The 14,947-nt window shown below is 66.4% G+C and carries 12 protein-coding genes; 3 read left to right on the forward strand and 9 right to left on the reverse strand.

Features of this window, described 5'->3' with window-relative positions; translation table 11 throughout:
- Positions 1–50: 50 nt before the first annotated feature.
- The 3 genes from ASG27_RS06250 to msuE all read right to left on the reverse strand — a co-directional run bounded on the left by ASG27_RS06250 (position 51) and on the right by msuE (position 2,797).
- Entirely contained in the window at positions 51–1,076 is a 1,026-nt protein-coding gene (locus ASG27_RS06250) for a methionine synthase (protein ID WP_056165138.1), read from the reverse strand.
- Positions 1,077–1,153: 77 nt separating this feature from the next.
- Positions 1,154–2,155, reverse strand: coding sequence for a DUF1852 domain-containing protein (locus tag ASG27_RS06255; RefSeq protein WP_056409927.1), 1,002 nt, complete (start codon positions 2,153–2,155; stop codon positions 1,154–1,156).
- Between the two features lie 48 nt (positions 2,156–2,203).
- Positions 2,204–2,797, reverse strand: coding sequence for an FMN reductase (gene msuE, locus ASG27_RS06260; RefSeq protein ID WP_056409930.1), 594 nt, complete (start codon positions 2,795–2,797; stop codon positions 2,204–2,206).
- 78 nt (positions 2,798–2,875) lie between these two features.
- Between msuE and ASG27_RS06265 the strand changes: the two genes are divergently transcribed.
- A complete protein-coding gene (locus ASG27_RS06265) occupies positions 2,876–3,778 on the forward strand; it encodes a LysR family transcriptional regulator (RefSeq protein ID WP_056409933.1) in 903 nt (300 codons plus the stop codon).
- On the opposite strand, the gene ASG27_RS06270 is transcribed toward ASG27_RS06265, so the two are convergent.
- From ASG27_RS06270 to ASG27_RS06285, 4 genes are all read right to left on the reverse strand, one after another.
- A complete protein-coding gene (locus ASG27_RS06270; RefSeq protein ID WP_235503839.1) occupies positions 3,759–5,396 on the reverse strand; it encodes a tannase/feruloyl esterase family alpha/beta hydrolase in 1,638 nt (545 codons plus the stop codon). The two genes, ASG27_RS06265 and ASG27_RS06270, sit on opposite strands and share 20 nt — an antisense overlap.
- A 225-nt stretch (positions 5,397–5,621) precedes the next feature.
- Positions 5,622–6,629: a helix-turn-helix transcriptional regulator gene (locus ASG27_RS06275; protein WP_056409937.1), complete on the reverse strand. Its 1,008-nt coding sequence runs from the start codon at positions 6,627–6,629 to the stop codon at positions 5,622–5,624.
- A 235-nt stretch (positions 6,630–6,864) separates the two neighbouring features.
- Complete coding sequence (locus tag ASG27_RS06280) at positions 6,865–7,962, reverse strand: M14 family metallopeptidase (protein ID WP_056409940.1); 1,098 nt, start codon at positions 7,960–7,962, stop codon at positions 6,865–6,867.
- 114 nt (positions 7,963–8,076) lie between these two features.
- The gene (locus ASG27_RS06285; protein WP_056165124.1) at positions 8,077–9,288 is read right to left on the reverse strand and encodes a M20 aminoacylase family protein; all 1,212 of its coding nucleotides are present in this window, start codon (positions 9,286–9,288) and stop codon (positions 8,077–8,079) included.
- 78 nt (positions 9,289–9,366) lie between these two features.
- Here ASG27_RS06285 and argE point away from each other — a divergent pair, with 78 nt between their 5' ends.
- Complete coding sequence (gene argE, locus ASG27_RS06290) at positions 9,367–10,536, forward strand: acetylornithine deacetylase (protein ID WP_056409944.1); 1,170 nt, start codon at positions 9,367–9,369, stop codon at positions 10,534–10,536.
- Between the two features lie 142 nt (positions 10,537–10,678).
- On the opposite strand, the gene ASG27_RS06295 is transcribed toward argE, so the two are convergent.
- Positions 10,679–11,830, reverse strand: a complete 1,152-nt coding sequence (locus ASG27_RS06295; RefSeq protein WP_056409946.1) for an ABC transporter substrate-binding protein — start codon at positions 11,828–11,830, stop codon at positions 10,679–10,681.
- A 166-nt stretch (positions 11,831–11,996) separates the two neighbouring features.
- Here ASG27_RS06295 and ASG27_RS06300 point away from each other — a divergent pair, with 166 nt between their 5' ends.
- On the forward strand, positions 11,997–14,117 hold the full coding sequence (locus ASG27_RS06300) for a molybdopterin-containing oxidoreductase family protein (protein ID WP_056409948.1): 2,121 nt from the start codon (positions 11,997–11,999) through the stop codon (positions 14,115–14,117).
- A 226-nt stretch (positions 14,118–14,343) separates the two neighbouring features.
- Here the strand turns inward: ASG27_RS06300 and ASG27_RS06305 are convergent, their stop codons facing one another.
- Positions 14,344–14,874 (reverse strand): zeta toxin family protein, encoded by a 531-nt coding sequence (locus ASG27_RS06305; protein ID WP_056409951.1) that lies wholly within the window; start codon positions 14,872–14,874, stop codon positions 14,344–14,346.
- Positions 14,875–14,947: the final 73 nt, after the last annotated feature.

The raw sequence follows: 14,947 nt of genomic DNA on the forward strand, positions 1-14,947 counted from the left end.
CTCTGGCGGCGTCACCCAGCGGGCGCAGCACCAAGCCAGCCCGGCTGGCGTTACGCCGCGGCGAGCCGTTCCTTGGCCAGCTTTGTGCCTTCTGCCAGCGCTTTCAGCTTGCGCCAGGCGACGTCCCGCCCCATGGGCGCCAGGCCGCAATTCGTGCAAGGGAACAGCCGCTCCTTGGGCACGAACTCCAGTGCCCGGGCGATGGTGTCCGCCACTTCCTCGGGGGTCTCGACCACGTCGCTCGCCACATCGATCACGCCGACCATCACGTCCTTGCCGGCCAGCAGCTTCATCAGGTCGGGCGGCACATGGGAATGGATGCATTCCAGGCTCACCTGGTCGATGCTGCTCTTGGCCAGCGCGGGGAACACTGCCTCGTACTGGCGCCATTCGTCGCCCAGGGTGCTCTTCCAGTCGGTGTTGGCCTTGATGCCGTAGCCGTAGCAGATGTGCACCGCCGTCGTGCAGGTCAGGCCCTGCGCTGCGCGCTCCAGCGCCTGCACGCCCCAGTCGGCGGCGTCTTTCATGTAGACGTTGAAGGCGGGTTCGTCGAACTGGATGATGTCCACGCCATCGGCCTGCAGCGCCAGCGCTTCCTGGTTGAGCAGCTCCGCAAACGCGAAGGCCATCTTGACCTTGTCACCGTAGAAGCGGTCTGCCACGGTGTCGACGATGGTCATCGGGCCGGGCAGGGTGAACTTCAGTTTTTTGCTGGTGTGCGCGCGGGCGAGCTGTGCCTCGAAGGCATGCACACGGCCCTTCAGGCGCAGGGCCGAGACCACCTGAGGCACCATCGCGTCGTAGCGGTTGTCGCGGATGCCCATCTTCACCTTGTGCTCGAAGTCGATGCCTTCGACCTGCTCGAGGAAGCCGTGAACGAAGTGCTGGCGCGATTGCTCGCCGTCGCCCACGATGTCCAGGCCCGCGTCTTCCTGGGCCTTGATCCACAGCAAGGTGGCGTCGGCCTTGGCCTGGCGCAGCGCATCGCCCTCGGCCATCCACTGGGGCCAGAGCTTGTTGGTTTCAGCCAGCCAGGCGGGTTTGGGCAGGCTGCCTGCGATGGAGGTTTCAAACATCTGACAATTCCTTTGAAGCAAAAGAGGGGTGGGTGAGCATATTCCGGGACTTTGGCCCAGTGAGGGAAGCCGAGTATTCAGTGGGCGTGGGCTTGGGCAACTGCAGCAGCACCAGTCCATTGCTCCAGGACCTTCTTGTACGGCCGGATGAAGTGCTCCTGCGCAAACTTGCCCTGCTTGACCGCCAGTTGGCTGCGCTCTTCCCGGTCATACACGATCTGCGTCAACGAATAGTCCTCGTTCTTCAGGCTCGGTTGGTAGAGTTGCCCTGCCGCTGAATTGGCGTTGTAGATCTCGGGGCGGTAGATCTTCTGAAAGGTTTCCATCGTGCTGATGGTGCCGATCAACTCCAGGCTCGTGTAGTCGCCCAGCAGGTCTCCCTGAAAGTAGAAAGCCAGCGGCGCAACGCCATTCGCGGGCATGAAGAAGCGGACCTGCATCCCCATTTTTGCGAAGTATTGGTCGGTTGAGGACAGCCCACTCTGTTGGTATTCGATGCCCAGTACCGGGTGCTGATTGCCGGTGCGTCGATAGGTCTTGCTGGTCGAAGCGCTGATGCAGATGACGGGCGGCTTGCCGAAGCGCTCCTTGTAGATGCGCGAGTTGGCGAACTGCTGGAACAGCTTTCCATGCAGGTCGCCAAAATCATCGGGCGTGCTGAATTGCGCGCGGTGGGCGTTGTACTCAGGAAGCAGCACGCTGAAGTCGTAGTCGCGCACGTAGGAGGAGAAATTGTTCCCTGCAATGCCAGGGATGCGTTGGTTCGACTTCTTGTCGAGGATGCAGGTTTTCAGTATCTCGATCAGCGGAAAGGCAGCATTTCCACCCTTGGCATTCATGCTCATCTCGACCGAGATGATCTCGAGTTCGACGCAGTAGCGGTCCCCCGTCGGGTTGTCCCAATGCGCCAGGTCGTTGAAGCGGTTGTCAATCATCTTCAGCGTGTTGCGCAGGTTCTGTTGCCGACTGGCTCCCCGGGCCAGGTTGGCAAAGTTGGTGGTCATGCGTGTGCTGTCCGATGGCTCATAGTTTTCATCGAAACATATGCTTTTGAGGCTGAAGCTGAGTTCGTCGTTCATGGCGGTCCGGTGGCTTGAATGGATGGAGGGGAAGGGCCGGTGCTTGCCTCAGGCCAGCGCCACTTCGTCGGCCGGCGAGGGCTGGGCGTGGCGCGCCAACGGCATGAGCGGCAGTGCCCGCTGGACGGCCAGTCTGGCCCGGTCGATCAGGGCCTGGCTTTGCAACTGGTAGTCCACGAAATCCTTGTCGGTCGCATACACGCCCAGCGGCAACGTGCGCGCCTGGAAGAAGCTGAACAGCGGCCGCAGCTGGTGGTCGATCACCAGCGCATGGCGCTCGCTGCCGCCGGTGGCGGCCAGCAGCACCGGCGTGTCGATCAAGGCGTCCTGGTGAACGAAGTCGAAGAAGTGCTTGAACAGCCCCGCATAAGAGCCGCGGTACACCGGTGTCGCCACCACCAGGATGTCGGCCTGCTCGACCGCCGCCAATTCCCGCTCTACAGCGCTGGGCAGTTGATCGCGCCTGACCGCGCCAGCGAACATCGGTGCGAGCTGACCCAGGTCGACCAGGCGCTGTTCGCAGGGACGCTCATCGGCGATGAGCTCCAGCAGGTGCTCTGCCAGGGCCGCGGACCTGGAGGGGCGCTGCAGCCCGCCGGAGACTGCGACGATGCGCAGGGGATGTGCTGTAGGTGCGTTCATGGGAAGGGATGCTAGTGGCTGTGAACCATGAAGTAAAATGGTCTTATTTCATCACTCCATGAAATCGGTTCATTAAAAATGCTCGAACGCATTCACCTCAGCATCGTTCAGCAGGTTGAGAAGCAAGGGTCGTTGACGGCCGCGGCGGGCGTGTTGAACCTCACCCAGTCGGCCCTGAGCCACAGCATGAAGAAGCTGGAGCAGCAACTGGGCACCGACGTGTGGTTGCGCGAAGGTCGAAGCCTGCGCCTCACGCAGGCCGGCCAGTACCTGCTGGCAGTGGCCAACCGCGTGCTGCCGCAGCTGGACCTGGCCGAAGAGCGCCTGGGCCAGTTTGCACAGGGCGAACGCGGTGCACTGCGCATCGGCATGGAATGCCACCCTTGCTACCAGTGGCTGCTCAAGGTGGTGTCCCCTTATCTGGCCGCATGGCCCGACGTGGACGTGGACGTCAAGCAGAAGTTTCAGTTCGGCGGGATCGGCGCGCTCTTCGGCTTCGAGATCGACCTGCTGGTCACGCCCGACCCGTTGTTCAAGCCAGGGCTGAAGTTCGAACCGGTGTTCGACTACGAGCAGGTGCTCGTCGTGGCCAAGGGCCATGCCCTGGCTTCGGCGGCCTATGTGAAGCCCCAGCAGCTGACACAGGAAGTGCTCATCAGCTACCCCGTCGACATCGAGCGCCTGGACATCTACAGCCAGTTCCTGCTACCGGCCGGTGTCACGCCCAAGCGCCACAAGGCCATCGAGACCACCGACATCATGCTGCAGATGGTGGCCAGCGGCCGGGGGGTGGCCGCCCTGCCGCGCTGGCTGGTGCAAGAGTACGCGGCCAAGATGGATGTGGTGCCTGTCCGGCTGGGCGCGCGCGGCATCGCCAAGCAGATCTTCCTCGGGGCACGCGAGACGGATACCGCCATTGACTACGTGCGGGCCTTCATCGAACTGGCCCGCACTGCAGTGCCTACGTCGCAGAGCAGGTGAAGCTCTCGGCCTTGGCCGGGTCGCCCGTGCCGTTGTAGCGCGGGAATTTCGGGTACTCGCACACCGGGCGCTGCGCCACGGGGGTGCTGGTGCCCGGTGCGAACTTGGTGGCCACCAGCTTGTCGGGCGCCGTGCTCTTTTCCACCCAGGCATCCATGGCCGCCAGCAGGTCGATGGAGCGCGGCTCGGTGCCCGCGCCGTCCAGGTCATGCCCGTTGGAGGGCGAGATGACCATGCGCGCAAAGCCCTGCACCTTGCTGGCGCCCAGGCGCTGCTTGACCGACTCGAAGTAGTCCGCCGTGCGGTACACCGACACGCAGGTGTCGCCCAGGCCATACCAGATCAGCAGCTTGCCGCCGTTGTCGGCAAAGGCGGAGATGTCGGGGTCCGTGCCATCGATCATCCCGGCCAGCCGCGCGTACTGCGCCTGGTACTGCGTGGGGTCGTGCGTCAGGATGTTGGCGTTGGGGTTGCCCTCCACCAGCCGCGCGGCTTCCGTCACGGCCATGTGGTTGAACGAATCGGGCGCGTCGAAGCTGGTGCCGAACATGTAGGACTGCCAGTCCGAGGTGGACGCCCCGCCCCGGCCGTAGCGCGGATAGCCCACCGCGCCGCGCGACAGGGTCACGGGCGTCTTGTGGTCGCTGTAGATGAGGCGGATCGATTCGATCTGCCCGGCCGTCAGGCAGGTGTCGCTGTCGGCCCCCTTGCACAGCAGGTCGGTGGGCACATAGCTGCAGGCTTCGACGTTGCCGATGATGCCGTCCTTCAGGCCGTCCAGGCCGTCGCAGGCGGCGGTTTCGGCCTTGGCGTAGAGCGCGATCTTGGCGGCGCTGAGCCAGTTGTCGCGGCTCTTGAAGATGTGCCGCAGCACCGTGGGGCCCAGGTTGACCTGGTGCGCCTGCTGGCTGATGGCCGGCTCCATGGCGACCACGCCGTCGTAGTCCTTGGGGTACTTCTGCGTGGCGATGAGGCCCGAACGCCCGCCGTTGGAATGGCCCATGTGGTAGCGCCGCGCGGGGCGCTTGCCGTAGAACTCGGTGGCGATCGCCGTGCCGACCTCGAGCACGAAATGGTTGGCGTCGAACGCATGGTTGCGCAGCGCGACATCGCTCTTGCCCCAGGCGAAGCCGCGAATCTGGTGGCCCGAGTCGGAGCTGATCTTCACGTAGGCGTGGGCGGACGGCCCCACGAGTTGCTGGTACCACGGGTCGTCGGTGGGGATGAACCCGTCGAAGCCCCCGCCGCCGATGGTCAGCGTCTTGCCGTTCCACTGCGCGAGCGTGGGCAGCTCCACCGCCCAGTTGATGGTGGACTCGGGCGACGAGACGATCTCGCCGCGCACGATGCAGGCGTCGGGCAGCGTGCTGTCGGCCTTGCGCAGCTCGGTGCGTGTGACCTTGGCACCATGGGGCAGCGCGGCCGAGGTGTAGGCGGCGCAGGCTTCGGCCAGGGGCTTGGCGGCCAGGGATGGGGCGTCGCTGCCGCCACCGCCGCAGGCCGCCAGCGCCAGGGCCGCGCTGGCGCCCAGGGTTCGGGCGGCCCATCGCCCTGCGTGTACAGGGCCGGGGATGCTGCGGCGGTGCGCCTCGGTGGCGCGGGATGTGCTCGGGAACATGGGATGCGTCTCCTGTGATGATGTTTCTTCAGGAACCGCAAGGGCTGTGCGCGGCAGCACCGCCACCGCAGCCCTTGCGGCTCCGGTGCGGACGATAGGAAAAGAAGGCGCTGCTGCAGCCTCTGCAAATGCAGAGGGCCCGGGAAACTACCGAGCGCCGGGATCGACCCGCACGGCCACCAACACCCGGCAGGAAGACCGAGGTACCACGTGTGCTGAACGCCCTCAGGCGGTGCGCAGCGCCGCCACCAGCTCCAGCTTGTTGCTCACCCCCAGCGCCGCATAGGCGGTGCGCAGGTACGTGCGCACGGTGGCGGGCGTGAGCCCGAGCGTGGCGGCGATGTCCTTGTGCGAGCGCCCCTGCGCATAGAGCATGGCCGCGCTCAGTTCGCGCGGCGCCAGCGGCGACTTCGGGTGGCGCGATGCGATGCTGATGGCCACCAGCGAACCGCAGGGCTCCATCCGCAGGCGGCAGGCCTTACCCACGGCCACGGTGCACGGCGCGCGCGCGAGGCCTTGCACCACCGCCGTCGGCAGCCGCGTGCCGGCCCAGCCGGGGTGGGCCTCGCCCAGCGCCAGGCTGATGCGCAGCCCCGCGAACAGCAGATCGCCCGAAGGCCCTGCGAGCGCAAAGCTGTCCCACGGGCGGCTGGGCGAATCGCTTTGCAGCGCCTGCAGCCGGTGGTGCCAGTGCTGCAGCAGGTGCACGACAAACTCGCCGAACAGCACGGTCTCCTGGTCGGTGAATTCGGTGCGGGTCTGCGGGCGGTACACCGAGACGAAGAACAGCAGGCCGCTGTGCGGCAGCTCGGCCGTGAGCGCCATGCAGTGGTACAGGCCATGGCGCTCGCTGAACGCCAGCACCTCGGCGTGTTCGGCGATGTCGCCGGTCACGTCGCGTTCGCGGATCACCACGCCGAGCCGGCTCATGGACTGGCGCGCGAACTCGTCCACCGCAGACAGTTCATTCCATTCCTGCGCAAAGCTCTGGCTCAGGCCCATGCTGCCATGCAGCCAGTTGCGGGGGCTGCTGTGCACATCGCCTGCCGACATTTCGCCCCACCAGGCCGAGTCGAACGGCACCAGCGCCTGCAGCGTCTGCAGGGCCTGGTGCAGCATGTCCTGGGGTTGCGTGTGCCGCGCCAGCTGCCCCAGCGCGAGCAGGCTGCGGCTGAGCGCCCGCACGGCATCGGGGTGCGGGCCTGCGCCGGGCTGGGGGGCCGGAACGCTCATCGGAGCGGGCGCTGCGCCGCGCGCAGCGAGGTAGGGGCAAAGGCCATGGCGCGGTCTCCTGGGTTTGGCGCGATGGTAGCCGCCGCGCGCACGACGCCAGCGCCCCCGGCCCGCCCAGAGCGTGCACCCGCACCGCCCTGCGCCACGGCGCACAGGGCCTCAAGCCCCAAAATGACTATGTTTTTTGTAGCACCTTGCGTTTGCCAGGCAAGCGCTGGAGGCCGATGAAACCCAACTACCGGGCCAGGCCGTCGACCGCCTGGAACATCGACTGGCGCGCCTGGCTCACGATCTGGCCCTTCCACACATCGGTGTCGGTGTAGAACGCTGCCAGCATCTGCGCCTTGATCTGGGCATGCTGCTCGGCCGGTGCCTCGGGGTGCAGGTTGAGCCACTGCTCGGCGCGGATCGCGTCCATCACCTCCAGCACCGGCACGGTGCCGTATTCCATCGCGATGCCCGTGGTTTCCGCATGGGGGCACTCGTCGTACACGGAGTTCCACATCAGCCCGGTGAGGAAAGCCGACGTCGAGGAGCCGTCGTAGATGGACGTGACCGGCGTGGCGCCGCCACCGTCCCACCAGGCCCGGGCGCGCGCCACGGAGTCGGCATCGTCTTTGCCGGCGTAGATGCGCTCACCATGGCCGCTGGGGCCCAGGCCCGTGTGCAGGTCGATCCAGGCGATGCGCGATGCGTTGGCGCCGTGCTGGCGCAGCACCTGGCGCAGCGTGCGGTTGCTCCAGGTGGGCTCGGTGCCGCCGAAGAACACGCCCTGCGGAAACTCATGCTGGCCCTGCGAGATGGCGGCCTGCCAGGCGGCTTCGCCGTGCGTGTCGATGTACTGCTGCCGGGCGGCGGCATTCTCGGCCGAGGGCGGCCACTGCTCGGGCAGCAACAGGGGCTGCACCTCGCGGTAGGCCTTGTTCACCGGCAGGGGCTGGGAGAAGTCCTGGAAGTTGCGGTTCAGGTCCACGTTCTCGTGCGTGAAGCGGCGCACGTGCGAGAAGCCATACGGGTTGAGCGCATGGATGTACAGCGTGGCCACGCCGGCGGCGCGTGCCTTGTCGCGCCACTCTTGGTCGTGCAGCGCGAACACCTGCACGCCGCTGCCGCAGTAGCCCTCCACGCCGTGGCAGGCGCTGCTCACGATGAGCAGCTTTTTCGCATCGGCCGGGCCGTCCAGCACCACGTCCATCGCCAGGTCCTCGCCGTCACGGCCTTTGAGCGGGTGGGCGTGCGACTCGATGGGCAGGCCGGCCGCGGCGGCGGCTTCGAGGAGCTTGGTGCGGGCCTCTGCGTAGCTGGAGGAAAAGGCGCTGGGGATGCCGATCATGGGCGGGGCTTTCAGGGGTCGGGGGGGGAGGGGGACAAAAGAAAACCCGGGGCACACGGGGCGCCCAGGGTTTCAAGGCAGAACGAGAAATCAGCGGCGGCGGAGCGGTGGCGTTCAGGCCGTCGCCGTGGGCTGGGCCAGCCACTGCTCGGCCAGCTTGACCCAGTAGGTGGCGCCCAGCGGGATCAGGTCGTCGTTGAAGTCGTAGCTCGGGTTGTGCAGCATGCAGGGGCCGCCGCCATGGCCCATCTCCCGGTGCGCGCCGTCGCCATTGGCGATGAAGCAGTACGCGCCGGGCTTGGCCTGCAACATGTAGGCAAAGTCTTCGGCGCCCATGGTGGGCTCCTGGGGCAGCACATGTTCAGCGCCGACGATCTCGGTCATGACCTTGCGCGCGAACTCGGCCTCGGCGGGCGAGTTGACGGTGGGCGGGTAGTTGCGCACGAACGCGAATTCGCAGGTGGCGTCGTGCGCCGCGCAGGTGTGTTCGGCGATCTGGCGCATGCGCTTTTCGATCAGCTCCAGCACCTCGACGGTGAAGGTGCGCACGGTGCCCTGCAGCTCGACGCTGTCGGGCACCACGTTGGTGGCCTCGCCCGCGTTGATCATGGTGACCGAGATCACGCCCGCATCCACCGGCTTCTTGTTGCGGCTGATGATGGTCTGGAAGGTCTGCACCATCTGGCAGGCGATCGGCACCGGGTCGATGCCGGTGTGCGGCAGCGCTGCATGGCCGCCCTTGCCGCGGATCACGATCTTGAATTCGCTGGTCGACGCCATCACCGGGCCGGGGCTCACGGCAAACGTGCCCACCGGCATGCCGGGCCAGTTGTGCATGCCGTACACGGCCTGCATGGGGAACTGCTCGAACAGGCCGTCCTCGATCATCACGCGGGCACCACCGCCGCCCTCTTCCGCGGGCTGGAAGATCAGGTACACGGTGCCGTCGAAATTGCGGTGCTTGGCAAAGTGCTGCGCCGCGGCCAGCAGCATGGCCACGTGGCCGTCGTGGCCGCAGGCGTGCATCTTGCCCTGGTGCTTGCTGGCGTGGGCGAAGGTGTTGAACTCCTGCATGGGCAGGGCGTCCATGTCGGCACGCAGGCCGATGGCCCGGCCGCTGGCGCCGCCGTCGCGGCCCTTGACGATGCCCACCACGCCCGTCTTGCCCAGGCCGCGGTGGATCGGAATCCCCCATTCGGTGAGCTTTTGGGCCACCACGTCAGCGGTGCGCACCTCTTCGAAGCACAGCTCGGGATGCGCGTGAATGTCCTTGCGCACCGCGGCAATGCTGGCCGCCTGCGTGACGATGGAATCAATTACGTTCATGATATGTATCCTTACGATCTCACAGTCTAGCCCGTCAGCAAGCCACGTGCCAACCCGGGTTTATCACCAGTCCACACCATGATTTCGCCCCACGCCCTCGAACTTGCGCAAACCCTGGTGCGCATGAACACCGTCAGCCACAACTCCAATCTGGAGCTGATCCACTTCATCCGCGACCACCTGGCCAGGCTGGGAGTGAAGAGCCGCCTGACCTTCAACGACGACAAGACCAAGGCCAACCTGTTCGCCACGCTGGGCGAGGGCAAACCGGCCGGTATCATCCTGTCGGGCCACACCGACACCGTGCCGTGGGACGGCCAGGACTGGACCATGGACCCGCTGAGCGCGCTGATCAAGGACGGTCCCGAAGGCCCGAGCCTGTATGGCCGTGGCAGCGCCGACATGAAGGCGTTCATCGGCATCGCCGTGTCGCAGGCCGAGCAGTTCTTGAACAGCAACGCACCCTTTGCCGTGCACCTGGCCTTCAGCTACGAGGAAGAGATCGGCTGCTTTGGCGTGAAGGAGCTCATCGCCGACCTGCGCGACGCGAACATCCGGCCCCTGGCCTGCATCGTGGGCGAGCCCACCAGCATGGTGCCCGCCATCGCCCACAAGGGCGTGTACCGCTACAAGTGCTGCGTGCGCGGTAAGGAGGCGCACTCATCGCTCACGCCCCACTCGGTGAACGCCATCGAGATGGCGGCCCGCGTGGTCAGCCGCCTGCGCGACATGGGTGAGGGCTTCGAGCGCGAGGAGCCCCGCTTCGAAGGCTTCGATGTGCCGTTCTCGACCACCAGCGTGGGGCAGTTCCACGGCGGCATCGCCGACAACGTGGTGCCGCGCGACGCCGAGTTCCGCTACGAATTCCGCGACCTGCCTACGGCCAATGCCGCGCAGATGCAGTCCGAGGTGGTGGCCTATGCCAAGTCGCTGGAGCCGCGCATGAAACAGGTGGCGCCCGCGGCCGGCTTCTCGTTTGAAACCATCTGCGAGATCCCGAGCTTCCTGGGCAGCAAGGACGACCCCGTCACGCGCCTGGCGCAGACCCTGTCGGGCGAGAAGAGCACCACCCTCGTGGCCTTCGGCACCGAGGCCGGCCTGTTCAAGAACGCCGGCATCTCCACCGTGGTCTGCGGCCCCGGCAGCATCCAGCAGGCGCACCAGCCCGACGAGTACGTGAGCCTCGAACAGCTCGGCCGCTGCGAGGCCTTCATGCAAGGGCTGGCGCGCACCACGTCGATCGACTAATTAAATCCCGTGAAGCCTTACTTTCAAAAATACACAACCGTTCACGCTGAGCCTGTCGAAGCGCCGCGCAAGGCTTCGACAGGCTCAGCCCGAACGGTTCTGGGTATTGAATGATGGGGCGCGAACCCGCGTCCATCCGGGCTCAAGTCCTCACACGTCCGTCGCCGGTCAGCATCGACATCTCCACGAACTTCGACGCCGCATGGCTGGTGGCGCTGAAGGCCACCGGAAAGCCCGAGATCGTCTGGTTGCCGATGGCTTCGGTGCCGGTGATGAAGCTCTCGCGCGTGAGGCCCTTGCCGCCGGCCTGCGCCTGGCGCAGGCCTTCGGAGAACACGCGGGCCGCCAGGTAGCCCTCCATGCTGGAGTAGTTGGCCTGCACCTTGTCGCCGCCCTTCTTGATCGCCTCCAGGAACTCGCGCGTGATCTGGCGCGAGGGCTGGTAGGGCGAAGGCACGACCTGCGAGACGACCACGCCAGCGCCGTCCTTGCCCAGCTCGTCGGCCAGGGCCTGCGTGCCCACGAACGACACGTTGTAGAACGTGCCGCCGAACCCCGCCTTGCGCGCCGAGCGCACGAAGGCCGCGCTGCCCGCATAGGCCGCGATCTGCACCACGGCGTCGGGCTTGGCGGCCATGAGCTTGTCGGTGGCGGCTTTGACCTCCACCGAGTTGCGCTCCACCGTGGCCGTGGCGACGGGGGCCAGCTTCAGATCAGCCAGCGCGCGGGTCACGCCGTCGAGCCCCGCCTTGCCGTAGGCATCGTTCTGGTAGAACACCGCGATCTTCTTGAGGCCCAGGTTGGTGAGCTGGCGCACGATGAGCGCGGTCTCGTCGTAGTACGAGGCGCGCACATGGAAGATGAGCCGGTTGAACGGCTGGCGCAGCGCCTCGGCCCCGGTGAACGGGCCGAAGAACGGCAGCCTGGCCTGCGTGAACAGCGGCAGCGCGGCCAGGCTGGTGGGCGTGCCGATGTAGCCGAACAGCGCGAACACGTCGTCGGCGATGAACTTCTTCGTGTTCTCCGCGCAGCGCTCGGGCTCATAGCCGTCGTCCAGCGTGCGAATCTCGACCAGCCGCTTGCCCACCCCACCCTGGGCATTGAACTGGTCGAAAAAGAGCTTGGCGCCCTGGTTGAACTGCACGCCCAGCTGCGCGGCCGGGCCGGTGAATGCGGCCGACTGACCCAGTACGATGCGGGCTTCGCCCTGGGCCTGCGCGGTGTGGAAACCGCCGAGCGCGACCGCGCCCAGACCGATGGAAAACTGTCTGCGCCCCAATGCCTTTGGCTTCATGGTGAAATCCCTCTTCCTGTCAACACAACGAGGTTGACACCTCGGCGCTGCCGGCAAGAACCTGCGCACAGGTCCCCGGCAGTCTGCGGTGAAGCGGCGGGCTTTTTGTTGGATATTGGTTCGATATGCACGCCGCTTCCTACGAAGTTTAACGATCGCCCCACCCATGTCCACGCCTTCTGCCGCCATTTCCCTCCCTTCTGGCCCGATCCAGGTGCGCGGTGCCTGCCCGCACGACTGTCCGGATACCTGCGCCCTGATCACCACCGTGGACGACAACGGCGTGGCCACCCGCGTGCAGGGCAACCCCGACCACCCGCACACCGACGGCGTGCTCTGCGCCAAGGTGAGCAAGTACACCGAACGCAGCTACCACCCCGAGCGCGTGCTCACACCGCTCAAGCGCACGGGCCCCAAAGGCCCGGGCGGCAGCGGCCAGTTCGCACCCGTCAGCTGGGACGAGGCCCTGGACGACATCGCGCAGCGCCTGCAGTCCATCGCCGCCCGCGCGCCCGAGGCCATCCTGCCCTACAGCTACGCCGGCACCATGGGCATGGTGCAGGGCGAGAGCATGGACCGGCGCTTCTTCCACCAGCTGGGGGCATCGCTGCTGGACCGCACCATCTGCGCATCGGCGGGCGCTGAGGCGCTGACGCAGACCCTGGGCGGCAAGGTGGGCATGAAGGTGGAGTTCTTCGCCGAATCACAGCTCATCCTGATCTGGGGCAGCAACTCCATCGGCAGCAACCTGCATTTTTGGCGCTACGCGCAGCAGGCCAAGAGGAATGGCGCCCGGCTGGTGTGCATCGACCCGCGCAAGAGCGAGACGGCCGACAAGTGCCACGAGCACATCGCCCTGCGCCCGGGCACCGATGCCGCGCTGGCCCTGGCGCTGATGCACGAGCTGATCGCCCACGACTGGCTGGACCACGACTACATCGCGCGCCACACGCTGGGCTGGGACCCGCTGCGCGAGCGCGCCCTGCAGTGGCCGCCCGAGCGCGCGGCCGAAGTCTGCGGCATTCCGGTCGAGCAGATCCGCCAGCTGGCCCGCGACTACGGCACCACCCAGCCCGCCGCCATCCGCCTGAACTACGGCATGCAGCGCGTGCGCGGCGGCGGCAACGCCGTGCGCGCCGTGGCCTGCCTGCCCGCCCTCACCGGCGCCTGGCGCCACCGCGCTGGCGGCTTGCTGCTGTCGAGCTCGGGCCAGTTCCCGGCGCAGCGCGCGGTGCTGCAGCGGCCCGACCTGATGCCCCAGGCGGCCGCAGGGCGCGTGCCGCGCACCATCAACATGACGACCATCGGCGACGACCTGCTGCGCGAGGCATCGCCCGCCTTCGGCCCGAAGGTCGAGGCCGTGGTGGTCTACAACAGCAACCCCGTGGCCGTGGCCCCGGACTCGGGCAAGGTGGTGCGCGGGTTTGCGCGCGAAGACCTTTTCACCGTGGTGCTGGAGCACTTCCAGACCGACACCGCCGACTACGCGGACTACATCCTGCCCGCCACCACGCAGCTCGAACACTGGGACGTGCACCTGTCCTACGGCCACACCGACGTGGTGCTCAACCGCCCCGCGATTGCGCCGCTGGGCGAAGCCCGCAGCAACGCCCAGATCTTCCGCGACCTGGCCGCGCGCATGGGCTTTGCCGACCCCTGCTTTGCCGACACCGACGAGGCGCTGTGCCGCCAGGCCTTCGGCGATGCGGTGGACTACGCGCTGCTCGAATCCCAGGGCTTTGCCACGGTGGCCATTCCCGATGCGCTGTTTGCCGAAGGCAACTTCCCGTCACCGTCAGGCAAGTGCGAGTTCTACAGCGCCCGCCTGGCCGCGCAGGGCCTGGACGGCCTGCCCGACCACCTGCCCAACTACGAGCTGCAGGGCACCGACGCACGCTACCCCCTGGCCATGATCTCGCCGCCCGCGCGCAACTTCTTGAATTCCACCTTCGTGAACGTGACGAGCCTGCGCAACATCGAAGGCCGCCCGATCCTGGAGATCCACCCCGACGACGCCGAAGCCCGCGGCATCGCCAACGACGCCGTGGTGCGCGTGTTCAACGACCGCGGCAGCTACCAGTGCCACGCCACCGTCTCGCGCCGCGCCCGCCCCGGCGTGGTCAACGGCCTGGGCATCTGGTGGCGCAAGCTGGGGCTCGATGGGACGAACGTGAACGAGGTGACGAGCCAGGCGCTGACGGACCTGGGGCGGGCGCCGACGTTTTATGACTGCCTGGTGGAGGTGGAGGCTTGCGCTGCAGCAGCGGCAGCCGAATCAGTTGCGTGATCGACTGAACTCCCCAGCTACTGCTCCGATCCGTCGCGTGAAGGCGGCAAACGCACAATTTGCCCTCCACGGGCCACGATCAAATCCGTGCCCGTTTGCTGGGCCACTTGGCGGGCCCGCTGCGCCGCCCGGCGAATAGCCACCTGAGCGCCTTTGAAGTCCGCCTGCACATCACGCCCGTTTGTGGTATAGGCCGGGACGGGCTCATTCACAGCATGTGGCTTCGTCATGGCTTTCCACTCCAATCCATCAATTGGGGCTCATCCCCCGAGTTGTCATACACCGACCACTGGTCCACCAGCGGCTGGTACACGGTGCGCAGCAAAAGAAGTCCTGCCGCAAACCGACGGTGAACCGTCGCTTCAGGAATGTGATGGCCACCCTGGCGCACCCGTTCTGCCACACGTTGTACCGCCATGCCCGCGTGGGGCAGACTCAAAAAAAATAATTCCACAAAATAACCTGCCCGCCGCCACTGCGGAATCTGCCTGGCATACGCCCGACCCGACAGCGTTTCAAACGCGAAACTTTCTCGCCGGTCCACATGTTGGGCAATCGCTTGCAGCATCAGGCGCCCCGCTTGAAGAGCAGCCAGCTCTGGCGCGAAGGGCGACAAGCCCGCAGCGATCAAATCTGCATTCACAAACACTGGACAGGCCGCCTCATTGGGCAAAAACTCCCGCGCGAATGTGGTCTTGCCCGCTCCATTCGGTCCGGCAATGATGATGATCCTGGGCACGGTCTCGGGTGCTGTCATGGCACATTGCACCCCCACAAGCCATATCCCGCAAGCTCTGAGTGCAGAAGGGTGAGGCGGGCTTGGTATGGGT

Source organism: Acidovorax sp. Leaf191 (assembly GCF_001424425.1).
Lineage (GTDB): Bacteria > Pseudomonadota > Gammaproteobacteria > Burkholderiales > Burkholderiaceae_C > Acidovorax.